Below are 22,906 nucleotides of genomic sequence, written 5' to 3'. Positions count from 1 at the left end.
ATTCAGAGGTAGAACACAATGGCTGCTAAGGACGTGAAGTTCGGCGCCTCGGCGCGCGAGCGTATGATTCGTGGCGTGGACATCCTGGCCGACGCCGTGAAGGTGACGCTGGGCCCGAAGGGCCGCAACGTCGTGATCGACAAGTCCTTCGGTGCCCCGCGCATCACGAAGGACGGCGTGACCGTCGCCAAGGAAATCGAGCTGGCCGACAAGTTCGAGAACATGGGCGCCCAGATGGTGCGCGAAGTGGCCTCGAAGACCAACGACCTGGCCGGTGACGGCACCACCACCGCGACCGTGCTGGCCCAGGCCATCGTGCGCGAGGGTGCCAAGGCCGTGGCCGCCGGCATGAACCCGATGGACCTGAAGCGCGGCATCGACAAGGCCGTCGCCGAGGTCGTGAAGGACCTCGAGGCTAAGACGAAGAAGATCACGACCTCGGCCGAAGTGGCGCAGGTCGGCTCGATCTCCGCCAATGGCGAGACCGAGATCGGCGAGATGATCGCCAAGGCGATGGAGAAGGTCGGCAACGAGGGTGTCATCACCGTCGAGGAAGCCAAGTCCATCCAGACCGAGCTCGACGTCGTCGAGGGCATGCAGTTCGACCGCGGCTATGTCTCCCCGTACTTCATCACGAATGCGGAGAAGATGATCGCCGAGCTCGAGAACCCCTACATCCTGATCCACGAGAAGAAGCTCTCCTCGCTGCAGCCGATGCTGCCGCTGCTCGAAGCGGTGGTGCAGTCGGGCAAGCCGCTGGTGATCGTGGCCGAGGACGTGGAAGGCGAGGCGCTGGCGACCCTGGTCGTCAACAAGCTGCGCGGCGGCCTCAAGATCGCTGCCGTGAAGGCGCCGGGCTTCGGCGATCGCCGCAAGGCGATGCTGGAAGACATCGCCATCCTGACCGGCGGTGAAGTGATCTCCGAAGACCTCGGCATCAAGCTCGAGACCGTCACGCTGAACATGCTCGGCCGTGCGAAGCTCGTGAAGATCGAGAAGGAGAACACCACGATCGTCGACGGTGCCGGCGAGAAGTCCGCCATCACCGGCCGCTGCGAGCAGATCAAGGCGCAGATCGAGGAGACCACCTCGGACTACGACCGCGAGAAGCTGCAGGAGCGTCTGGCGAAGCTGGCCGGTGGCGTTGCCGTCATCCGCGTCGGCGGCTCGACCGAGGTCGAGGTGAAGGAGCGCAAGGACCGCGTCGATGACGCGCTGCATGCGACCCGCGCCGCCGTCGAGGAAGGCATCGTCCCGGGTGGTGGCGTGGCGCTGCTGCGTGCCTCGACGAAGCTGTCGGGCCTCAAGGGCGACAACAACGACCAGCAGGTCGGCATCGAGATCGTGCGCCGCGCGATCCAGGCGCCGATCCGCCAGATCTCGGAGAATGCCGGCAAGGACGGCGCCGTGGTCGCCGGTGAGGTGCTGCGCACCGACACCTACGAGTACGGCTATGACGCCCAGTCCGACGAGTACAAGAACCTCGTCGCGGCGGGCATCATCGACCCGACCAAGGTCGTGCGCACCGCCCTGCAGGATGCCGCTTCGGTGGCTGCGCTGCTGATCACCACCGAGGCGATGGTGGCCGAGCGTCCGGCGAAGCCGGCGGCCCCGGCCGGTGGCCCGGGCGACATGGGCGGCATGGGCGGCATGGACTTCTGATCGGTTCTTCCGATCCGGAGCAGGGGAGGGGGCGGCCTACGGGCCGCCCCTTTCTTTTGTGTGCCCCTCAGACGGCGGGCGCCGGCAATCCGGCCGGCTTGCCTTCGCGCCCTGCGCTGGTGCGCTGGCGGCGGCGGATGGTTTGGGCGCGGTCGCGCTTTGCACTCCCGGATCGCGGCGGGGCCGCGATCCGCCGTTTACGACGGTTGGGCCGGGCTTCATTCCACTATGGCGCGGCACCGCGGAGGTGCTAAGGAGCGGCCCCCAGAAACCGGGACCGTCCAATGAAGCGCCGCGCTCTTCTTCTCACCCCCACCCTGTTTGCGCCCGCGCTGGTCGCGGCCCAGGGCAGCACCTGGCGACCCAATCGGACGGTGACGATGATTGTCCCCTACGCCGCGGGCGGGGGCACCGACATCGTCGGCCGCGAATTCGCGGCCATCCTGTCGCAGAAGCTCGGCCAGACCGTGGTGGTGGACAATCGCGGCGGCGCGGGCGGCAACATCGGCACGACCCAGGCCGTGCGCGCGCGGCCCGACGGCTACACCTTCCTCTACGCCGTCTCCTCCAACATCGTCATCAACCCGCATGTCTATCGCACTGCCGAACGCGAGGATCCCGCGCGGGTGCTGGTGCCGGTCGCGATCCTCGCGAACTACCAGTACATCCTCGTCGCCTATCCGCGCTTCCCGGTGAACAACCTGCAGGAGCTGATCGCGCTCGCGAAGCAGAAGCCGGGCGAGATCACCTTCAGTCATTCGGGCAATGGCGGGAACAACCACCTTGCCGGCAAGCTGCTGGCAAAGATGGCGGGCATCGAGCTGAACGACGTCGCCTATCGCGGCACGGCGCCCGCGCTGATGGATGCGGTGAATGGCACGGTGCAGTTCAACATCTCCTCCCCGCCGCCGGCGATCCCGCTGGTGCGCGAAGGCCAGCTGCGCGCCTTCGCGGTGACGGGTGCGCACCGCTCGCCCGCCTTCCCCGACGTGCCGACCGTCGCCGAGCAGGGCCTGCCCGGCTACAACGTCACCGGCTGGCACGGCGTCTTCTTCCCGCCCGGCACGCCGGAGGACGCGGTCGCGACATTGCGTGCGGCCTCCGCCGAGATCGCAGGCATGCCGGCCTTCCATGAGAAGCTCGGCCGTGACGGCCTCGAACCGCTCGCCGCACCGGTCAGCGCGGAAGCCTTCACGACGCAGGTGCGGGATGAACATGCCTTCTGGGGCCGCACGATTCCGGAACTGGGAATCCGCATGGAATGAGCATGATGCGGCGCCGCTTTCGGCATGGGAATGCAACTCCGGCTTTCATTGACGCAGCCTCAGCAATCTGCATCTGATTCACTTCCATTCGTGCCTAGCCTCGCCTTGCCGTGCCTCCGGGGACCCGGTCGCCTCCAAGCCGATTCAGGGCCCGGCTGGAACATCCGGCGGCATCCCGGCGGCCGGCAAGCAAGGAGACAGGTCGCATGGCGATCGGCACCGTGAAGTGGTTCAACGCGACCAAGGGGTTCGGCTTCATTGTCCCGCAGGATGGCGGCAAGGACGTCTTCGTCCACATCACCGCCGTGCAGAAGGCCGGCCTCACCGGCCTGAACGAGAACCAGAAGGTCAGCTACGACGTCGTCACCGAGCGCGGCAAAGCGGCCGCAGCCAACCTCAAGCCGCTGTAGGATCCGCTTCTGTTCACGCTCGCCGAACTTGAGACGGCGGCAGCGCTCGTCCACCAGACATTCCCGCCCACCCCGCAGCTCGCCTGGCCGCTCCTGGCCGCGCGCTGCGGGGCCGAGGTCCACGTCAAGCACGAGAACCACACGCCCTGCGGCGCCTTCAAGGTGCGCGGCGGGCTCGTCTACATGGATCGCCTGAAGCGCGAGCGCGCCGATGTCGCCGGTGTGATCAGCGCGACGCGCGGCAATCACGGGCAGTCGCTCGCCTATGCGGGGCAGCGCCATGACGTGCCGGTCACCATCCTCGTCCCGCATGGCAACAGTGCGGAGAAGAATGCGGCGATGCGCGCCTTCGGCGCGCGGTTGATCGAGCACGGCGAGGATTTCGACGCGGCGCGGGAGGAGGCAATGCGCCTCGCCGCGCGCGACGGCCTGGAGTTCGCGCCATCCTTTGCGCGTGACCTGGTGCTCGGCGTCGCGACCTATGCGTGGGAATTCTTCCGCGGATCGCCGCTGCTCGATGCGCTCTATGTGCCGATCGGACTCGGTTCGGGCATCTGCGGCTGCATTCTCGCGCGCGACCTGCTTGGGTTGCCGACCGAGATCATCGGTGTGCAGTCCGCCGGCGCGCCCTCCTACGCGCTGTCCTTCGCGGCCGGTCATGTCGTCACGACGAACCGCGCCGACACGCAGGCGGACGGCATGGCGACGCGCGTTCCCGATGCGGCGGCGCTCGACATCATCCGCGCCGGTGCCTCGCGCATCGTCACCGTGGATGACGACGCGATCGCGGCGGCGATCCGCGCCTATTGGCAGGACACGCACAACCTGGCCGAGGGCGCCGGCGCGGCGCCACTCGCCGCCTTGCTGCAGGAACGCGAGGCGATGCGCGGCAAACGCGTCGGCCTGGTGCTGTCCGGCGGCAACATCGATTTCGACCTGTTCCGCGACTGGGTGGTGGCATGACCGAACTGCTGTTGCGTAATGTCCGCCCGATGGGCGGCGCGGCGGCGGATGTGCTGGTGCTTGGCGGCCGCATCGCCAAAGGCGCCGCGCCGGATGGCATCGCGACGGTGGATGGCGCCGGCGCGCTGCTGCTGCCCGGTTTCGTCGAAGGCCACACCCATCTCGACAAGACGACCTTCCACCAGCCCGACTGGCTGGTGAACGAAGTCGGCCCGCGCATCATCGACAAGATCGACACCGAGCGCGAATGGCGCGCGCGCACGGGCCATGATGCGGGTGCGGCGTCGCTCGCCATGGCGCGGGCTTTCCTTGCGCAGGGGACGACGCGCATCCGCAGCCACGTCGATGTCGACACCTCCGGCGGCACGCGCCATGTCGAGGGCGTGCTGCGGACGCGGGAGGCGATGGCTGGCCTCCAGGACATCCAGATCGTCGCCTTCCCGCAATCCGGCATTCTGGCGCGCCAGGGGACGGAGAGCCTGCTCGACGCGGCGCTCGCCATGGGGGCCGACATCGTCGGCGGCCTCGACCCCTGCGCGATCGAGCGCGATCCGGTGAAGCACCTGAACATCGTCTTCGGCCTGGCGGAACGGCACGGTAAGCCGGTGGACATCCACCTGCACGAGCCGGGCGCGATGGGCGCCTTCTCGCTGGAACTAATCCTCGAACGCACCCGTGCGCTCGCCATGCAGGGCAAGGTCGTGGTCAGCCACGCCTTCTGCCTGGGCGACATCACGGAGCGCGAGCGTGACGCGCTGCTGGCGCAGATGGCGGAGCTCGGCGTGGGCATCGCGACCACGGCGCCGGCCTCGCGCCCCGTGCCGCTGGTGGCACCCTGCCGTGCGGCGGGCGTGACCATCTTCGGCGGCAATGACGGCATCCGCGACACCTGGACGCCCTATGGCTCGCCCGACATGCTCGAACGCGCCATGCTGATCGGGCTGCGCAACAACTTACGCCGGGACGACGAGATCGCGCTCGCTTTCGACTGCGTCAGCGATGCCGGCGCGGCGGGCTGTGGTTTCGCGGGTCACGGCCTCGCGCCGGGGGCGCGGGCCGACCTGGTGCTGGTCGAGGCCCGCAGCTTGGCCGAGGCCGTGGTCGCACGGCCGCCGCGGCGGTTGGTGGTGTCGGGCGGACGCATCGTGGCACGGGACGGCATTTTGGTGGCCTAGGTCGGCCAGGCGAGACCTCCCAGACCCGACAACCTCATGCAACGCTGCGTCCATCGCGACAGGAGCATGCGCATGGATCTTCAGCTCACCGGCAAGGTAGCCCTTGTCACCGGCGCTTCGGCCGGCCTTGGCCGTGCCATTGCGACGATGCTCGCGGCGGAAGGCTGCCGACTGGCCATTCTCGCTCGGCGCCGGCCATTGCTGGAGAGTCTGGCGGCGGAGCTTCCGGCTTCGGCCACGCCGCTGGTCATCGAGCAGGATATCTGCGCCCCCGACGCCGCGCCGCGGATCCGTGATGCCGTGCTCGGCGCCTTCGGCCGCTGCGACATCCTGGTGAACAACGCTGGCGGATCACGGCCGCAGACCGACCTCGGCGCCGATGCGGTGTGGGAGGAGGCGATGGAGCTGAACTTCCAGGCCGGCCGCCGCATCACCCACGCTCTCATCCCGACGATGCAGGCGCAGAAATGGGGCCGGATCGTCAGCCTCACCGGTACCGACGAACCGTTTTCCATCAATCCCGCCAATGCGCCGAACGGGGCGGTGCATATTTGGTCGAAGGCGCTGTCGCGGGTGCTCGGCAAGGATGGCATCACGGTGAACTGCGTCCCGCCCGGGCGCATACGGTCGGAGCAGATCGACCTGCGCGTCATGCCCACCGAGGAATCCCGCCGCGTCTGGGCCGAGAAGGAGGTCCCGGTCGGCTATATCGGGCAGCCGGAGGACCTCGCGGTGCTGGTCACCTTCCTATGCTCGCCGCGAGCCCGCTACATCACCGGGCAGGTGATCCATGTCGATGGTGGCACGCTGCGGTCGAGCCACTGATACGGGCCAGCCTATCGGCAGACACGGCATCAAGGTCTTGGTCTTGCGCGCGGCCGCCCCACCAACCCCGCGCGCTATACCGTTCACCTCGCCGATGAGACGGTCATCGGCAGGGCAAGGATATGATGCGGCATGACCATTGAGTGCAGCGGGACGGCGACGCAGGCTGGGGACGGAGCCGCAAGGAACGACCCATGACTGCCAGCGCCAGCCCGCATCGCGCCACCTCCCGCACGCCGACGCCGCATGCCGGCCATCACATCCGCCTCGCTATCGCGCGCGCTCGCGCGCGGCGCCGTTCACCCGGACCGAGGCACCGCCCGAGCCTCGGCGAGCGCCTGGCCGATACCGTCGCCGCCACGGTCGGGTCCTGGCGCTTCATCGTTATCCAGAGCGGGCTGCTGGGGGCCTGGATTGTCGGTAATTCCCTGGCCGGCCGCTCGGCCTGGGATCCGTATCCCTTCATCCTGCTGAACCTGCTGCTGTCCTTCCAGGCGGCCTATACGGCGCCGATCATCATGATGAGCCAGAATCGTGCGGCCGATCTGGACCGCGATCGCGCAACCGCCGACTATCAGGTGAACATCCGCTCCGAAGCCGAGATCGCCCTGTTGCACGAGAAGATCGATTTGATCCGCGAACGCCAGCTCGAGGAACTGATCGGGCTACTCAAATCGACGCTGGCGCGCCTGGAGGTGCAGGAGGGGAAGGGAGCTTCGGCATGATCAATCTCGTGGTCCGTATCCTGCTGGCGCTGGGCGGCAGTCTCGCCGCCCTGTTCGTTGCGCGCGATTCGCCGAATTTCGGCGTCGTGCAGGGCATGCTCTCGACCGTGGTGCTGGTCTGCGTCTTGGGAATCGTCGTGCTCTGGCGCTGGAAGAAGGAGGAGTAGGGTCCGCCGCTGCGGGACCGGGCGGACCGGGGCTTCACTCCGCCATGAGCAGGTAGTTCACCCCGACATCCTGGCTTGCCCGCCAACGGCCGGTCAGCCGGTCCATAGTCATCCCGGCGATGTCGGTCACGCGGTAGCCAACCTGTCGCAGCCCGGCCCCGAGTTCGGACGGTGTGACGAACATTCGCCAGTCATGCGTGCCGATGGGCAGCATGCGCAGCAGGTATTCCGCGCCCAGCTTGGCCATCAGGAACGACCGCGGCGTGCGGTTCAGGGTGGAGAGGAAGATCGCCCCGCCCGGCCGGGCGACCCGCGCCAGGGCGGCGAGGAAGGCCGCGCGGTCGGCGACGTGCTCGATGACTTCGAGGGAGATGACGGCATCGAAGGTCTCGCCCTCGGGGATGTCTTCGGGAAGGCCCTCGCGGTAGTCGATGGCGAGGCCGCTGGCCTTGGCATGGGCGCGGGCGGCTTCCAGCGCGGCGCCGGCGGCGTCGAGGCCGGTGACCAGAGCGCCACGGCGCGCGAAGGCTTCAGAGGCAAGGCCGGCGCCGCAGCCGACATCGAGCAGGCGCAGCCCGGCCAGCGCATCGGGGGCGCCGGGATCGCGGCCGTGGCGGCGGGCGAGGCGGTCGGCGATCCAGCCCGTGCGCAGGGGATTCATGCGATGCAGGGGCTTCATGGGGCCGTCCGGGTCCCACCAGCGGTTCGCCAGGGCGTCGAATTTGGCGATCTCCGCCCCCAGCATCGTGCCGGCCTGCGGCATGGGTCCATCCTTCCAGGCTTCAAGGGGCGGGTTGCGCACGGCCTGCCCGATGGGTATCTGTCCCGGCCCGCCGCCCGGCGCAACCGGCGCCGGCAGGCTTTTTCCGCCCGGCCCCAGGAACAGACCGCCGCCGATGGCTCGCATTGTCATGAAGTTCGGCGGCACCTCCGTCGCCGATCTCGATCGCATCCGCAACGTCGCCAACCGCGTGAAGCGGGAGGTGGACGCTGGCAACCAGGTCGCCGTCGTGGTCTCGGCCATGTCCGGCGTGACGAATCAGCTCGTCAAATGGTGCCAGGATCTCTCGCCGCTGCATGATGCGCGCGAATACGATACGGTCGTCGCGACGGGGGAGCAGGTGACGACGGGGCTGACCGCCATCGCGCTGCAGACCATCGGCGTGGATGCGCGGTCGTGGCAGGGCTGGCAGGTGCCGATCGTCACCGACCAGGCGCATGGCAAGGCGCGCGTCGAATCGATCGACGGCGCCGTGCTCATCGAGCGCATGGAAGCGGGCCAGGTTCCGGTAATCGCCGGCTTCCAGGGCATCGAGAACACCCGCCATCGCATCACCACGTTGGGGCGCGGCGGGTCCGACCTGTCCGCGGTTGCCGTGGCGGCCGCGGTGAAGGCGGATCGCTGCGACATCTACACGGATGTCGATGGCATCTACACGACCGATCCGCGCATCGTGCCGCGCGCCCGCAAGCTGGAGCGCATCTCCTTCGAGGAGATGCTCGAACTGGCCTCCGTGGGTGCGAAGGTGCTGCAGACGCGGTCGGTCGAACTGGCGATGAAATTGGGCGTGCGCGTGCAGGTGGTGTCGTCCTTCGAGGACAAGCCCGGCTCGCTCGTGGTGGATGAGGACGAGATCGTGGAACAGCCCCTGGTTTCCGGCATCGCGTATTCCCGCGACGATGCCAAGGTGACGCTGCGGCGCGTGCCGGACCGGCCGGGCGTGGCGGCGAAGGTGTTCGATGCGCTGGCCAAGGCCAACGTGAATGTCGACATGATTGTGCAGAACATCGGCGCCGACGGCACCACCGACATGACCTTCACGGTGGGCAAGGTGGATCTGGCTCGCGCGCAGGATACGCTGGGCAAGGCGCAGGGTGAGCTCGGCTTCGAGGCACTGCTGGCCGATCCGGATGTTGCGAAGATCTCGGTCGTCGGCATCGGCATGCGCAGCCATGCGGGTGTCGCCAACACCATGTTCAAGGCGCTGGCGGAGAAGGGGATCAACATTCAGGTGATCTCGACCTCCGAGATCAAGGTCAGCGTGCTGGTAGCGGCGGATTATACCGAACTCGCGGTGCGTGCGCTGCATACCGCCTACGGGCTGGATGCGCCCGCGTGAGTGATGCACAGGCCGTACTCGACAAGCTGATGGCGCGCGGGGCGGCCTTCCTGGGCACGCGCTACGCCATCATGGGTGGGGCGATGTCCTGGGTCAGCGAGCGGCATCTCGTCGCGGCGCTGTCCAATGCCGGGGCCTTCGGCGTCATCGCCTGCGGAGCGATGGAGCCGCCGCGCCTGGCGCAGGAGATCACCGGGACCCAGGCGCTGACGGACAAGCCTTTCGGCGTGAACCTGATCACCATGCATCCGATGCTGGATCAGCTCGTCGATGTGTGTCTCGCGGCGAAGGTGGGGCACATCGTCTTCGCGGGTGGGATTCCGCCTGGATCGGCAATCAAGAAGGCGAAGGAAGGCGGGGCGAAGGTCGTCTGCTTCGCGCCGGCGCTGGTGCTGGCGAAGCGGCTGATCCGGTCCGGCGCCGATGCGTTGGTGATCGAGGGGTCCGAGGCGGGCGGGCATATCGGTCCCGTGTCGCTGAACGTGCTGGCGCAGGAGATCCTGCCGCACATCGCCGATGTGCCGGTCTTCGTAGCGGGCGGCATCGGGCGGGGGGAGGCGATCCTTTCCTATCTCGAAATGGGGGCGGCCGGAGTGCAGCTCGGAACCCGTTTCGTTTGCGCGACGGAATGCATTGCCCATCCAGCCTTCAAGCAGGCTTTCATTCGCGGTGCGGCGCGCGACGCCATGCCGACGGTGCAACTCGACGAGGCCTTCCCGGTGATCCCGGTACGCGCCCTGCAGAACGCCGGAACCAAGCGTTTCCTGGAATTCCAGGCCGAGACCATCCGCCGCTTCAAGGCCGGAGAGGTCGAGAAGGATGCCGCGCAGCTCGACATCGAGCATTACTGGGCCGGCGCCCTGCGTCGCGCCGTGATCGACGGCGATGTGGAGAACGGTTCGCTGATGGCCGGCCAGTCGGTCGGCATGGTAACGAAGGAGCAGCCGGCCTCGGAGATCATCGCCGAGCTCGTCGGACAGGCGGTTGCGGCCGTTGCTGCACGGCGCTGCGACGCGGCCTGAGGCCTGTGCCGACCGGTTGGGCCTTTGCGATCGGGCCTCGCAAGGCTAGAAGCCGGCCGTCGAACCCGGACATCCATGAAGCGCTCTCCCCGCCCAGACATCGCCGCCGCCGAAGCCGCCCGTGTGGGCGAGGAGCTGCGTGAGGCACGCCTGACACTCGGCGCCAGCGTCGAGGATATGGCCGATCAGCTGCGCATCAACCGGCGCTACATCCATGCGCTGGAGGAAGGTCGGGTGCGGGATTTGCCGGGGACGGCCTATGCGGTCGGCTTCGTGCGGTCCTATGCGGGGGCGCTCGGGCTCGATCCGGATGAGGCGGTGCGACGGTTTCGTGACGTGACCGGCGGCGGCCAGACCAGGTCCGGTGAGCTGGTCTTCCCGGAGCCCGTGCCGTCCCGCGGCGTACCGGCTGGGGCGCTGGTGGCTGTCGGCGTGGTGATCGCGATCGGCGCCTATGTGGCCTGGTACAATTGGAGTGGGTCGGGCGACCGGGTGGTGGATTCCGTGCCGCCCCTGCCGCCGCGACTGGAGCAGACGGCCCAGGATGGGGCTCGGCTGCGCGATGGCGGGGCGTCGCAGGCCGCACCTTTGCCGACGCCCGCGCCGACGGCAGCGGCACCCGCGCCGGCCCCGACACCCGCCGTGGCGCCTGCGCCGCCGCGCGACCCCAACGAGCCGCGCATCGTGCTGCGGGCGCGTGGCGAATCCTGGATCCGGGTGCAGGATACGCGGTCAAACCAAGTTCTGGTCGATCGCGTGCTGCGGAACGGTGACACTTTTCCGGTGCCGAACCGGGATGGCATCGTGCTGACCACGGGCAAGGCGGAGAATCTCGACGTCCTGCTGGATGGCGAGGTGACGCCGACGTTGGCTGGGGCGACGGGCGTGCGGCGCGGTGTTCCGCTGGAGGTCGGTCGCGTGCGTCCGGCGGCCGAGGCGGCGGCGGGCGCGCCAGCCGCAGCCCAGCCGGCGCCGCGTCCGGGACCTTCCGCGCCGCGCTGAATCAGCCAGTTGCGGAGCTGAAAGGGCCGGCCGCCTTTCGCCGGAGGGCCGGCCGGGCCATATTGGCCGCGCTTCCAGCCAGAGAGATCAGGACGCGAGCATGGCCTATCGCCCCTATCAGCAGATCCTGCGTCGGGCCTCGCGCCAGATCGGCGTCGGGAAGGTGCGCGTCGGCGGGGATGCGCCCATCACCGTCCAGACCATGACCAACACGCCGACCGAGGACGCCAAGGCGACGATCGAGCAGATTCGGCGCTGCGAACTGGCCGGGGTCGACATCGTCCGCGTCTCCTGCCCGACCGAGGAGAGCACCGCCGCGCTGGCCGAGATCGTGCGCGAGGTGAATGTCCCGGTCGTCGCCGACATCCATTTCCACTACCGCCGCGCCATCGAAGCCGCCGAGGCCGGCGCCGCCTGCCTGCGCATCAACCCGGGCAATATCGGGTCGAAGGAGCGGGTGAAGGAGGTGGTGAAGGCGGCGCGGGACCATGGCTGCTCGATGCGCATCGGCGTGAATGCCGGCAGCCTGGAGAAGCATCTGCTGGAGAAGTACGGCGAGCCCAACCCGGAGGCGCTGGTCGAAAGCGCCCTGTGGCACGCCGACCACCTGCTCCAGGAAGGCTTCGACGAATTCAAGATCAGCGTGAAGGCGTCGGACGTGTTCCTCGCTGTCGCGGCCTACCAGCAATTGGCGGAAGCCTGCGACCACCCGCTGCATATCGGCATCACCGAGGCGGGCGGGCGCCGGGCCGGCACGGTGAAGAGCGCGATCGGGCTCGGTTCGCTGCTCTGGGCCGGGATCGGGGATACGCTGCGGGTGTCGCTGTCCGCCGAGCCCGAGGAAGAGGTCGCGGTCGGCTGGGACCTTCTGAAGTCCCTGCATCTGCGGCATCGCGGGGTGAAGATCATCTCCTGCCCGTCCTGCGCGCGGCAGGGCTTCGACGTCATCCGCACCGTGGAGAAGCTGGAGGAGCGGCTCGCGCATATTTCCGAGCCCATCACGCTGTCGATCATCGGCTGCGTGGTGAACGGCCCGGGCGAGGCGCTGATGACCGATATCGGCCTGACCGGCGGTGGGGCGGGCAGCCACATGATCTATGGCATGGGCAAGCAGAGCCACCGCATCTCGACCGAGGAGATGGTGGATCACATCGTCGACCTGGTGACAGCGCGGGCGGAGAAGATGGCGGCCGAGAAGCGCGCCGCAGAGGCCGAAGCCGCGGCGGCCACCCGCCAGGCGGCGGAATGAGGCGAGCGGCGCTGCTGGTGCTGGCCGGGTTCGCGCTGGCCTCGCCGGCATCGGCGCAGAGCGAGGACCCGGCGGAAGTACCGATGGCCTCGGGCGGCGCGGTGTCCTGTTCCGAACTCAACAATCGGGCCATGGAGGCCTCGCTGGTCATCCGCCAGCATGCCAGTGCCCTGTCCGCGGGCTTCGAGCCGGATGCGAGGCCGCAGGCGATGGTGATGCTCGCCTGGCTGGACCAGTGGACGGGGCGGCTCCAGGGGCTGGTGGATGTGGCGGAATTCTCCTCCTGCCTCGATGACGGGGATGCGGAGAGCTATCGACGGGCGCTTGCCATGGCCGCGCGGGTGGCCAATACGGCACGGGAGGAATTGCTTCGGCCCGGCCGTTCGGCCGCCCAGCCGCAGCGCCGCCGCTAGGGCGTGATGGGTTCACATGCGTTCACCAATCGCGCTCTCACTTATTGATTTTTTCGCGTGATTCAGGCCTCCGGTGCACGCGCCCCTGCGGCCATCACGCTCTAACGACCTACGGGATTTCCGGCATGACTGCTCTTCAGCCCGTCCGCGGGACGCGTGACCTCATCGGCGAGGATTTCCGCCGGATGCATCACGTCGCCGAGACGGCGCGGCGGATCAGCGCGCTCTACGGCTTCGAGGAATGGGCGACGCCGATCTTCGAGGATACCGGCGTCTTCGCGCGCGGACTGGGCGACAGCTCGGACGTGGTGATGAAGGAGATGTACTCCTTCCAGGATCGCGGCGGGGACAACGTGACCCTGCGGCCGGAGGGCACGGCGGGGGTGTGCCGGGCGCTGGTGTCGAACGGGCTGACCCAGACCAACCTGCCGCGCAAGGTGTTCTACGCCGGGCCGATGTTCCGCTACGAGCGGCCGCAGAAGGGCCGCTACCGCCAGTTCCACCAGATCGGCATCGAGGTGTTGGGGTCCGCCGAGCCGTTGTCGGATGCCGAGGTGATCGCCTGCGGCTGGCACATCCAGCAGGCGCTCGGCATCGCCGAGGGGACCGTGCTGGAGATCAACACGCTGGGCGATGCGGAGAGCCGCGATGCCTATCGCGCCGCGCTGGTCGCCTATTTCTCGGCCCATCAGGACAGGCTGAGCCACGACAGCAAGATCCGGCTGGAGAAGAACCCGCTGCGCATCCTGGACAGCAAGGATGAGGGCGACCGCGTGCTGGTGGCGGATGCGCCGGTGATCGGGGACCATCTGACGCCGGCGGCGGCCGAGTTCGACCGGGCCGTGAAGGCGTATCTGACGCGCTTCGGCGTGCCGTTCCGGGAGAATCCGCGCATCGTCCGGGGCCTCGACTACTACAGCCACACCGCCTTCGAGTTCGTCACCGACCGGCTCGGCGCGCAGGGCACGGTGATGGCGGGCGGCCGCTACAACGGGCTGGTCGAGGAGATGGGCGGGCCGGCGACGCCCTCCGTCGGCTGGGCCGCCGGCATTGAGCGGCTGTCGATGCTGCTGCCCGAGGCGCCGGCCGCGGCGCGCGCCGTGGCGGTGATCCCCGTGGGGGATGCGGCGGAGGGGCCGGCGCTCGATCTGCTGCAGGCGCTGCGCCGGGCGGGGGTGGTCGCGGAGATCGCCTATCGCGGCAACCTCAAGCGCCGCATGGAGCGCGCCAACCGCATCGGTGCCCGCGCGGCGCTGATCCTGGGCGATGACGAGATCGCCGCCGGCGTCGCGCAGCTTCGCGATCTCGATGCCGGGACGCAGGAGACGGTGCCGCTCGCGGAGGTTCCAGGTCGGCTGTCATGAGCCTGCCCGCACGCCTGGATCGGCTGCTCGCCCGGGCGGAGGAGATCCGCCATATCCTCTCGACCGCGCCCGGGGCCGATATCGGAGCGCTGTCGAAGGAATTGTCGGAGCTTGAGCCGCTGGTCGAGAAGGTTGGCGCCTTGCGCGTTGCCGAACGGGCGCGCGACGACGCGCAGGCCATGATGGCGGACCCGGAGATGAGGGATCTCGCCGAGGCGGAATGGCTGGAACAGAAGGACCGCGTCCCGGCGCTGGAGCGGGAGATCCGCATCCTGCTGCTGCCCAAGGACGCGGCGGATGAGCGGAGTGCCATCCTGGAGGTGCGTCCGGCGGCCGGCGGCGATGAGGCGGGGTTGTTCGCCGCGGAGCTGTTCCGCGCCTATCAGCGCTATGCGGAAGCGCGCGGCTGGCGCTTCGAGGTGCTGGACTACGACGAGAGCGACCTTGGCGGCATCAAGGGCGCGACGGCGGAGATCACCGGGCGCGGGGTCTTCGCTCGCCTGAAGTACGAAAGCGGCGTGCATCGCGTCCAGCGCGTGCCGGCGACCGAGACACAGGGACGCATCCATACCTCGACCGTCACCGTGGCCGTGTTGCCGGAAGCCGAGGAGGTGGATGTGCAGATCAACGACGCCGATCTGCGCATCGACACCTATCGCGCCTCGGGCGCCGGCGGGCAGCACGTCAACAAGACCGATTCGGCGGTGCGCATCACGCATCTTCCCACCGGCATCGTGGTCGCGATGCAGGAGGAGAAATCCCAGCACAAGAACCGCGCGAAGGCGATGAAGATCCTGCGCGCGCGGCTGTATGACGCGCAGCGCTCCGCCGTCGATTCCGCGCGGGCGGCGGACCGGAAGTCCCAGGTCGGGACCGGCGACCGGTCCGAGCGCATCCGGACCTACAATTTCCCGCAGGGTCGGGTGACCGACCATCGCATTGGGCTGACCCTGCACAAGATCGACCGCGTCATGCTCGGCGAGTTCGACGAGATCGTCGATGCGCTGACCGCCGAGGACCAGGCGGCGCGCCTGGCCGCCGACGCGGCATGAGCGGCTGCGCCGATCCGGGCGGGTCGGTCGGCGCCTATCTCTGCCAGGCGGGCCAGATGCTGCGCGCGGCGGGGATCGAGGCGCCGCGGCAGGAAGCCCGCATGCTGTTGGCGCACAGCTTGGCCTGTCGGGAGGAAGATCTGCTGCGCGACCCGCGTGCGGCCGTGCCGGACGAGGCTGCGACCCGCTTCGGCGCGCTGCTGCGCCGACGCTTGGCGCGGGAGCCCATGGCGCATCTGCTCGGCCAGGCCGGATTCTGGACGCTGACACTGGAGACGACACCCGCCACGCTGATCCCGCGCGGGGATTCGGAAGCGATCGTGGAGGCTGCGCTCGCGGCTTTCGACTCGCCGGCGCGGATCCGTCGCGTGCTGGACCTGGGGACGGGGACCGGCGCCCTGCTGCTCGCGGTGTTGGCCGAATGCCCGGATGCGTTCGGCGTGGGGGTCGATCTGTCGCCCGAAGCAGCGGCGCTGGCGGCGCGCAATGCAGCGGCGAACGGGCTCGCCGACCGAGCGGCCTTCTTCTGTGGCCATTGGGCCGAGGCCATTGGCGGTCGTTTCGACCTGGTGCTGTCCAATCCCCCCTATATCGAAAGTGCCGAGGTGCCGCGCCTGATGCCCGAGGTAGCGCGCTTCGAGCCGGCCCTGGCGCTGGATGGCGGGGCAGATGGCCTCGACGCCTATCGGGTGCTCGCCCACGCACTGCCGGGGCTGCTGGCACCGGGCGGGCGGGCGGTCTTAGAGCTGGGGCAGGGACAGCGGGCGGCCGTCGAGGGCCTGGCGCTGGCGGCGGGCCTTGTACCCGTCGCGGCGCGACACGATCTGGGGGGCATCGAACGGGCCCTCGTCCTGGGCGAAAATTGACGCCCTGAAGGTTCAGAAAACAGTTTGGCGATGCCGCAGGGCGCCGCTATGGTCACGACAGCGGTCGGGGAACGGCGAGGCGCCGTTTCCGTACCGGACCAGGCATCAAGCGGGCAGTGGCCCGCGCCGAGGTCGGGACCGCCTGGATGCAACGATGCCGACCGCCGGTTCGCATGCCTGGCCCCGAAGGCCCGGATGCGCAGGGGCGGAGCGGATGCAGGACAGCGAAACACGATACGATGAACATCAAGCGCATGCGCGGCCGCGGCGGCAACCGCCACGGCGGGGGTGGCGGGCACTTCCGGCATGGCGGCGGGGGTGGTGGCGGTGGCGGTGGCGGCGGTGACCGCCAGCCGCTGAACCGCAACCACGTGTTCGATTCCTCCGGCCCGGACATGCGCCTGCGCGGCACGGCGCAGCAGCTTTTCGAGAAGTACCTCCAGCTCGGCCGCGATGCGACGAGCGGCGGCGACCGGGTGATGGCCGAGTCCTACTTTCAGCATGCGGAGCACTATTTCCGTATCCTGAACGCCATGAACCAGGCTGCCGCGCAGCATCAGCAGAATCAGCAGCAGCGTCGCTTCCAGGGCCAGGACGCCAACGGCGAGGGCGAGCCCCAGGGCGAGGCCGTCGAAGTGAGCAGCCCGGGTCCGAACGAGATGCCCGAGGCCGAAGGCGCCGAAGGCGAGGCGCGCGAACCTGCGTGACGAACGGCGGCGCGAGGGACGCGCCGCCGGCGTCATGAGCGGTGCCTGGGGCTTCTCCATGACCGATGCGGTCTGTCCGATGCCGTCGGGCCGCGCCGGTGACCTGTCCATCGGGCAGCTGAAGGGTGTCGCGCCCAGGGCGTTTGTAGGCGCGCCACGCGAAACCGGGCTTTTCCTGCGGAACGGGCCGAAAGGCTGGCCGGCCTGATCGCCGGCCTTTCGGTATTCGCCCGGAGGCTTCGCGACGCGGTCCGCCGCCATCTGCGGCCGCCGCGCGACTTCGACCCCGCCGCTCTGCCCCCGCCCTGGATCGCCTGGCCTGACTGGCCCGCCGAACCGATCGGATGGCGCATGGTCGGAGAGGTCTGTTTCCACCAGCTGCGGGACCGCTACGCGGCCCTGAACCAGGCCGAGCAGGCTGCGGTTGAGCGGACCTTCCCGGTTCCTCCGGGCTGGCAGGGCTATCTGGATGCCAGTTGTAGGGGCTGGCGCCTGTTTGGTTGAGCCCCTCCCTCGGGCCTACCCAGCCGGTTCCAGAGCCTCAAGCGCGTCCCCCACACAGATCCGCCCGCCTTCGATCACCTCCGCATAGACCCCCAGATCCGCATGGCCGAAATGGTCACGCAGCCAGCGGGGTGGCCTGGCATCACGCTCGCCGGTCGACGGGTTCACCTCGGTCGCCGGGCAGCGGACGATGCGCTTGAGCACTCGCAGCTTGGCCTGGCCGAGTTGGATCTCCTGGCCGATCCAGTCGAATTCCGCCCAGGGGGAGCCGCCAGAAACATAGACATTCGCGCGGAAGCGCAGTTTGTCGAGCGTCATGCCGGACGCTTGTTCCAGCGCGCGCAGGCTCGACAGCCCGATGATCGAGACGACCTTGTTCGCGACATCCGAGAAGGAATGGCCCGGCGCTTCGAGGAAGCGGGGCGTGCCGCGCGCCTCCTCGCCGAGATAGACGGTGAGGGCGGCGGCGATCGCCGCGCGACCCTCCTCGCTGCGCGTATTGGCGATCAGGGGCGCGGTGCCGGGGATGCGCAGGATCAAGTCGCCGGTGCGGGCGTCGAAGGCCGAATGGACCAGGGCCAGCCGGGCATTGACCATCAGGCAGCCGAAATGGCGCTTGGGCAGCCAGGCCGGCGCCGCCAGGTCGAAGGGGGAATCGCCCTGGGCCAGGGCAAAGCGGCGATCCTCGGGCAGGGTCCGACCGGGGGTGAGGGCGATCTCTTCCAGCGCCTCGGCGGACAGGCCCTTTACCGGGTAGCGATAGATCGACTCAATGCGCATGGCGTCCCCTTGAACCAGATCAAGGAGACTTACCACATGGCATGCGACAGAGGCGCACCCGCTGCTCGATCGGGGGTGGGTGCGGCCGTCCGCTCAGGAGAGGGACAGAATGGACATCGAGAAGTTTACCGACCGGGCCAAGGGTTTTCTGCAGGCGGCCCAGACCATCGCGATCCGCGAGTACCACCAGCAGGTGACGCCGGCGCATCTCGCCAAGGCGCTGCTGGATGACACGGAAGGCGCCGCGAGCGGCCTCATCCGCGCGGCGGGTGGCGATCCGGCGCGCGTGAAGCAGGCGCTGGAAGCGAGCCTTGCGAAGCTGCCGAAGGTTTCGGGCGGCGGTGCGGGCCAACCGCAGTTCACGCCGGACATCGTGCGGGTGCTCGACGCCGCGCAGCAGCAGGCGACGAAGGCCGGCGACCAGTTCGTCGCGCAGGACCGGCTGCTGGTCGCGCTCGCTGCGAGCGAGGGCGAGACGGGGCGGGCGTTCCGCGATGCGGGGGCCAATCCGCAGCAGTTGGAGAAGGCCGTCGCCGACCTGCGCAAGGGCCGCACGGTGAACAGCCAGAACGCCGAGGAAACCTTCGACGCGCTGAAGAAGTATGCGCGCGACATCACGGCCGCGGCGCGCGAGGGCAAGCTCGACCCGGTGATCGGGCGCGACGAGGAGATCCGTCGCTCCATCCAGGTCCTGGCCCGGCGCACCAAGAACAACCCAGTCCTGATCGGCGAGCCCGGCGTGGGCAAGACCGCCATCGTCGAAGGGCTCGCGCTGCGCATCATCAAGGGCGACGTGCCGGAGGCGCTGAAGGACAAGCGCGTCATGGCGCTCGACCTTGGTGCGATGGTCGCCGGGGCGAAGTATCGCGGCGAGTTCGAGGAACGGCTGAAGGGTGTGCTGCAGGAGGTCGAGCAGGCCGAGGGCGACATCATCCTGTTCATCGACGAGATGCACACGCTGGTCGGCGCGGGCAAGGCGGATGGCGCGATGGATGCGTCCAACCTGCTGAAGCCGGCGCTGGCGCGTGGGGAGCTGCACTGCATCGGCGCGACGACGCTCGACGAATACCGCAAGCATGTCGAGAAGGATGCGGCGCTGGCGCGGCGCTTCCAGCCCATCTTCGTGGGTGAGCCTTCGGTCGAGGACACCATCTCGATCCTGCGGGGCATCAAGGAGAAGTACGAGCTGCACCACGGCGTCCGCATCACGGACAGCGCGCTGGTCGCGGCCGCGACCCTGTCGAATCGCTACATCACCGACCGCTTCCTGCCCGACAAGGCGATCGACCTGGTGGATGAGGCGGCGTCCCGCCTGCGCATGCAGGTGGATTCGAAGCCCGAGGAGCTCGACGCGATCGACCGCGACCTGATGCGGCTGAAGATCGAGCGCGAGGCGCTGAAGAAGGAGCACGACGTCGCGTCCCAGGACCGGCTCGTGAAGCTCGAGAAGGAGCTGGCCGACCTCGAGGAGCGCTCTCGCGAGATGACGCAGCGCTGGGAGGCCGAGAAGGGCAAGGTTGTCGAGAGCCAGAAGCTCAAGGAGCAACTCGACAAGGCACGCACCGAGGTCGAGCTGGCGCAGCGCAAGGGCGACCTGACCAAGGCGTCTGAGCTGCTCTACGGCACCATCCCGCAGCTCGAGAAGCAGATCGCCGAGGCCGGGTCGGGCGATGCGCGTCTGGTGAACGAGGCGGTGACCGAGGAAGGCATTGCGGGCGTTGTCTCGCGCTGGACCGGCGTGCCGGTCGAGAAGATGCTCGAAGGCGAACGCGCCAAGCTGCTGCGCATGGAGGATGAGCTCCGCAAGCGCGTCGTGGGGCAGGAGGAGGCTCTGGAAGCCGTCTCCAAGGCCGTCCGGCGGGCGAGGGCGGGCTTGCAGGATCCGAACCGGCCGATCGGGTCGTTCCTGTTCCTCGGGCCCACAGGCGTCGGCAAGACTGAGTTGGTGAAGGCGCTGGCGCAGTTCCTGTTCGACGACGAGCGCGCCATGACCCGGATCGACATGTCCGAGTTCATGGAGAAGCACGCCGTGTCGCGGCTGATCGGCGCGCCGCCGGGCTATGTCGGCTATGAGGAAGGCGGCACGCTGACCGAGGCGGTGCGGCGCCGGCCGTATCAGGTCATCCTATTTGACGAGGTCGAGAAGGCGCACGACGACGTGTTCAACGTGCTGCTGCAGGTCCTCGACGACGGGCGGCTGACTGATGGGCAGGGGCGGACGGTCGACTTCCGCAACACGATCATCGTGCTGACCTCGAACCTCGGCAGCCAGGCGATCGCGGAACTGCCGGAGAATGCCGAGATCGACGCGGCGCGGCCGGCGGTGATGCGGGCGGTGCGCGAGCGCTTCCGGCCGGAATTCCTGAACCGGCTGGACGAGATCGTGCTGTTCCGGCGCCTCGCCCGCGGGGACATGTCGGCGATCGTCGACATCCAGCTGCAGCGGCTGCTGAAGCTGCTGGAAGACCGCAAGGTCAAGCTGGAACTGGACGACAAGGCCCGCGAGTGGCTGGCCGAGGCGGGCTACGACCCGATCTACGGCGCGCGTCCGCTGAAGCGGGTGATCCAGCGGAACCTGCAGGATCGGCTTGCCGGGCTGCTGCTGGAAGGCAGCATCAAGGATGGGGAGACGGTGCGGGTGACCGCCTCGCCAGACGGCCTGGAGGTGCAGGCGGAACTCGCCAAGGCGGCGTAAGCGGGCCGGCGGAAGCAGTCGGGGCCGGCGGGGGAAACCCTGCCGGCCCTATTCATGTTCAGTCCGGCGCCAGGGCGACTTCGTCGACCGCACCGAAGCGGGCGGCGAGGTGCCTGAGGTCGCGCTGGCGCGCGCGGAAGGCGTTCAGGTCGGCGCCCGCGAGGCGGACCGGGGGCTGCACGTGCTGTGCGGGATTCACCGCACGGCCGTTCACCGCGATCTCGTAGTGGAGATGGGGCCCGGTCGACAGGCCGGTCGAACCGACATAGGCGATCACGGCGCCTTGCCGGATGCGTTGGCCGGTGCGGGTGCTGCGCCCGAAGCGGGAAAGGTGCGCATAGCGCGTCTGGACGCCGTTCGGATGGTTTACGCGCACCATCAGGCCATAGCCCCCCTCGCGCTTCGCGGAGGCGATGGTACCGTCGCCCGCTGCGTAGACCGGCGTGCCCGAAGGGGCTGCGAAGTCGATGCCCTGGTGCATCCGGTTGTAGCCGAGCACCGGATGGCTACGGCGGCCGAAACCGGAGGAGATGCGCGCGCCGTCCAGCGGCGTGCGCAGGAAGGAGCGGCGCAGGCTGCGGCCCTGGTCGTCATACCAGCCGGTGTCGCCGTCGCGGTTCCGGTAGCGCCAGACTTCAAGCCGCTGGCCCGACAACGTCAGCGACGCTTTCAGGATCTGGCCATGGCCGAGCACATCGCCGTCATCGTCGCGGAAGCGGTCGAAGAGGATGGAGAAGCGGTCGCCCGGTTTAAGGTCACGCTGGAAATCGACCTGGTGGCCCAGGATGCGGATTAGCGACAGCGCCATGCCGGCGGGCAGGCCGGCCCGCGTCATGGCCGGAAACAGTCCGCCATCGACGGTGCCCTCGGCGCGGACGAGGAAGCGGCTGCGCGGGGCGAGGGCTTCGTGATCGGTCCAACTGCCGTCTTCCTGCCGCGTGACGCGGACCATTCGGCCGGGTTCGGGCTCGAGCTCGATTTCCTGTAGGGACGGGGCATCGCCAGCGGACAGGCGGATGGCAATCTCATCGCCAGGACGCAGCGTATTGGGGCGGAAGCGGCGGGCCAGGCGCTCGATCGCGGCATGGGCATCGGCACTGTCGATGCCGGCGTCGTCGAGCAGGCCCGCCAGGGTGTCGCCGCGGCCCACCATGAGGATCCGCTCCTCGCGTCCGACGTCTTGGCCTTCGGCAGCCGCCACGGGCGGCGGTTCGTCCGGGGGGGACGAGCCGTCCGGGGCCGCGGCGGGGATCGCCGCGGTCTGCGTCGGGGCGGGCTGGGGATCGGAGCCTGAGGCCGCGGCTTCCGAGGTGGCCTCCGCTGTCATGGCGTCTGTGGCCGAGGCTCCCGCGTCGAGCTGGACCAGTTCGGCGTCAGCGATCAACGGGTCTGCCTCCGCGGGCATATCGAATGTGCGGAACTGCGATTGGCCGAATTTGGTGGCCGGATAGAGGGCAAGAAGCGTCAGGACGGCAATGGCCGGGCGGAGCCGCATCTTCGGGGAGACCTCCTTAGGTTGCGGTTGCACCCAGCGTTGGGCCACGGATTGGACAGGCGTGACAAGATGTTAATGGGCAACCTTCGAGTCTCGATGGAGATCAAGGGGGATACCTATGCGCTAGACGCAATGCACGGACCCGCATGAAACCCGTTTGACATGTCCGGGGCAGGCCCGTAAAAGCCCCCCACGCCAACGACGCGGCGGGTTGACGAAGGGCCGGACGGCCACTAAGTTAACCGGCCCGCTGAGAAGGCGGTTCCTTTCAGATCTGGGGCGGTGCCTCGCAAGAGGTTGCTTGCTGCTGGGTCTGAAACGCTCTTTTAAAATTGCATCGGGTTTTGGAAGTAGATTGGTTCTTGGCTGTCCCTTGGATGTGGATGGCTGGGTGCTGGGCTGAGGAGGCTGTGGATTGTGCCTTTGGTGATCTGGCTGGGCTTGG

General features: G+C 68.7%; 21 protein-coding genes. 18 read left to right on the top strand and 3 right to left on the bottom strand.

Going from position 1 to position 22,906, the window contains the following annotated elements:
- Window positions 1-18: 18 nt before the first annotated feature.
- The 8 genes from groL (at window position 19) to KPL78_RS24740 (ending at window position 7,192) form a co-directional block, all read left to right on the top strand.
- Window positions 19-1,662 carry a chaperonin GroEL gene (groL, locus tag KPL78_RS24775; RefSeq protein WP_219765661.1) on the top strand — a complete coding sequence of 548 codons (1,644 nt, stop codon included), beginning with the start codon at window positions 19-21 and terminating at the stop codon, window positions 1,660-1,662.
- Between the two features lie 284 nt (window positions 1,663-1,946).
- Window positions 1,947-2,927, top strand: coding sequence for a Bug family tripartite tricarboxylate transporter substrate binding protein (locus KPL78_RS24770; protein WP_219765660.1), 981 nt, complete (start codon window positions 1,947-1,949; stop codon window positions 2,925-2,927).
- 206 nt (window positions 2,928-3,133) lie between these two features.
- A complete protein-coding gene (locus KPL78_RS24765) occupies window positions 3,134-3,337 on the top strand; it encodes a cold-shock protein (protein WP_219765659.1) in 204 nt (67 codons plus the stop codon).
- Between the two features lie 9 nt (window positions 3,338-3,346).
- Window positions 3,347-4,300 carry a threonine dehydratase gene (locus KPL78_RS24760; RefSeq protein ID WP_219765833.1) on the top strand — a complete coding sequence of 318 codons (954 nt, stop codon included), beginning with the start codon at window positions 3,347-3,349 and terminating at the stop codon, window positions 4,298-4,300.
- The gene (locus tag KPL78_RS24755) at window positions 4,297-5,475 is read left to right on the top strand and encodes an amidohydrolase family protein (RefSeq protein ID WP_219765658.1); all 1,179 of its coding nucleotides are present in this window, start codon (window positions 4,297-4,299) and stop codon (window positions 5,473-5,475) included. The genes KPL78_RS24760 and KPL78_RS24755 overlap by 4 nt, the downstream gene beginning before the upstream one ends.
- 72 nt (window positions 5,476-5,547) lie before the next feature.
- Complete coding sequence (locus KPL78_RS24750) at window positions 5,548-6,300, top strand: SDR family NAD(P)-dependent oxidoreductase (protein ID WP_219765657.1); 753 nt, start codon at window positions 5,548-5,550, stop codon at window positions 6,298-6,300.
- 194 nt (window positions 6,301-6,494) lie between these two features.
- Window positions 6,495-7,025 carry a DUF1003 domain-containing protein gene (locus KPL78_RS24745; RefSeq protein WP_219765656.1) on the top strand — a complete coding sequence of 177 codons (531 nt, stop codon included), beginning with the start codon at window positions 6,495-6,497 and terminating at the stop codon, window positions 7,023-7,025.
- On the top strand, window positions 7,022-7,192 hold the full coding sequence (locus KPL78_RS24740; protein ID WP_219765655.1) for a hypothetical protein: 171 nt from the start codon (window positions 7,022-7,024) through the stop codon (window positions 7,190-7,192). The genes KPL78_RS24745 and KPL78_RS24740 overlap by 4 nt, the downstream gene beginning before the upstream one ends.
- A 34-nt stretch (window positions 7,193-7,226) precedes the next feature.
- Here the strand turns inward: KPL78_RS24740 and ubiG are convergent, their stop codons facing one another.
- A complete protein-coding gene (ubiG, locus tag KPL78_RS24735) occupies window positions 7,227-7,955 on the bottom strand; it encodes a bifunctional 2-polyprenyl-6-hydroxyphenol methylase/3-demethylubiquinol 3-O-methyltransferase UbiG (protein ID WP_219765654.1) in 729 nt (242 codons plus the stop codon).
- A 133-nt stretch (window positions 7,956-8,088) separates the two neighbouring features.
- On the opposite strand from ubiG, the gene KPL78_RS24730 reads away from it, so the two are divergent.
- The 9 genes from KPL78_RS24730 to KPL78_RS24690 all read left to right on the top strand — a co-directional run bounded on the left by KPL78_RS24730 (window position 8,089) and on the right by KPL78_RS24690 (window position 16,987).
- The gene (locus KPL78_RS24730; RefSeq protein ID WP_219765653.1) at window positions 8,089-9,312 is read left to right on the top strand and encodes an aspartate kinase; all 1,224 of its coding nucleotides are present in this window, start codon (window positions 8,089-8,091) and stop codon (window positions 9,310-9,312) included.
- Between the two features lie 29 nt (window positions 9,313-9,341).
- Window positions 9,342-10,334 carry an NAD(P)H-dependent flavin oxidoreductase gene (locus tag KPL78_RS24725; RefSeq protein WP_219765832.1) on the top strand — a complete coding sequence of 331 codons (993 nt, stop codon included), beginning with the start codon at window positions 9,342-9,344 and terminating at the stop codon, window positions 10,332-10,334.
- A gap of 75 nt (window positions 10,335-10,409) precedes the next feature.
- The gene (locus KPL78_RS24720) at window positions 10,410-11,336 is read left to right on the top strand and encodes a helix-turn-helix domain-containing protein (protein WP_219765652.1); all 927 of its coding nucleotides are present in this window, start codon (window positions 10,410-10,412) and stop codon (window positions 11,334-11,336) included.
- Window positions 11,337-11,436: 100 nt separating this feature from the next.
- Window positions 11,437-12,585 (top strand): flavodoxin-dependent (E)-4-hydroxy-3-methylbut-2-enyl-diphosphate synthase, encoded by a 1,149-nt coding sequence (gene ispG, locus KPL78_RS24715; protein WP_219765651.1) that lies wholly within the window; start codon window positions 11,437-11,439, stop codon window positions 12,583-12,585.
- The gene (locus tag KPL78_RS24710; RefSeq protein WP_219765650.1) at window positions 12,582-12,998 is read left to right on the top strand and encodes a hypothetical protein; all 417 of its coding nucleotides are present in this window, start codon (window positions 12,582-12,584) and stop codon (window positions 12,996-12,998) included. The genes ispG and KPL78_RS24710 overlap by 4 nt, the downstream gene beginning before the upstream one ends.
- Window positions 12,999-13,123: 125 nt before the next feature.
- On the top strand, window positions 13,124-14,362 hold the full coding sequence (gene hisS / locus KPL78_RS24705; RefSeq protein WP_219765649.1) for a histidine--tRNA ligase: 1,239 nt from the start codon (window positions 13,124-13,126) through the stop codon (window positions 14,360-14,362).
- Window positions 14,359-15,414 carry a peptide chain release factor 1 gene (gene prfA / locus KPL78_RS24700; protein WP_219765648.1) on the top strand — a complete coding sequence of 352 codons (1,056 nt, stop codon included), beginning with the start codon at window positions 14,359-14,361 and terminating at the stop codon, window positions 15,412-15,414. Before hisS ends, prfA begins: the two co-directional genes overlap by 4 nt.
- Window positions 15,411-16,280: a peptide chain release factor N(5)-glutamine methyltransferase gene (gene prmC / locus KPL78_RS24695; RefSeq protein ID WP_219765647.1), complete on the top strand. Its 870-nt coding sequence runs from the start codon at window positions 15,411-15,413 to the stop codon at window positions 16,278-16,280. Before prfA ends, prmC begins: the two co-directional genes overlap by 4 nt.
- A gap of 239 nt (window positions 16,281-16,519) precedes the next feature.
- Complete coding sequence (locus KPL78_RS24690; RefSeq protein WP_219765646.1) at window positions 16,520-16,987, top strand: DUF4167 domain-containing protein; 468 nt, start codon at window positions 16,520-16,522, stop codon at window positions 16,985-16,987.
- A gap of 519 nt (window positions 16,988-17,506) precedes the next feature.
- On the opposite strand, the gene KPL78_RS24685 is transcribed toward KPL78_RS24690, so the two are convergent.
- Complete coding sequence (locus tag KPL78_RS24685) at window positions 17,507-18,271, bottom strand: MOSC domain-containing protein (protein ID WP_219765645.1); 765 nt, start codon at window positions 18,269-18,271, stop codon at window positions 17,507-17,509.
- 109 nt (window positions 18,272-18,380) lie between these two features.
- On the opposite strand from KPL78_RS24685, the gene clpB reads away from it, so the two are divergent.
- Window positions 18,381-20,966, top strand: a complete 2,586-nt coding sequence (gene clpB / locus KPL78_RS24680) for an ATP-dependent chaperone ClpB (protein WP_219765644.1) — start codon at window positions 18,381-18,383, stop codon at window positions 20,964-20,966.
- 58 nt (window positions 20,967-21,024) lie between these two features.
- Here the strand turns inward: clpB and KPL78_RS24675 are convergent, their stop codons facing one another.
- Window positions 21,025-22,461 carry a M23 family metallopeptidase gene (locus KPL78_RS24675; RefSeq protein WP_219765643.1) on the bottom strand — a complete coding sequence of 479 codons (1,437 nt, stop codon included), beginning with the start codon at window positions 22,459-22,461 and terminating at the stop codon, window positions 21,025-21,027.
- Window positions 22,462-22,906: the final 445 nt, after the last annotated feature.

Source organism: Roseomonas alba, from assembly GCF_019430885.1.
GTDB lineage: Bacteria > Pseudomonadota > Alphaproteobacteria > Acetobacterales > Acetobacteraceae > Neoroseomonas > Neoroseomonas alba.
Note: the sequence above shows the minus strand (reverse complement) of the source record. Positions and strands in the feature narration are given on the sequence as shown.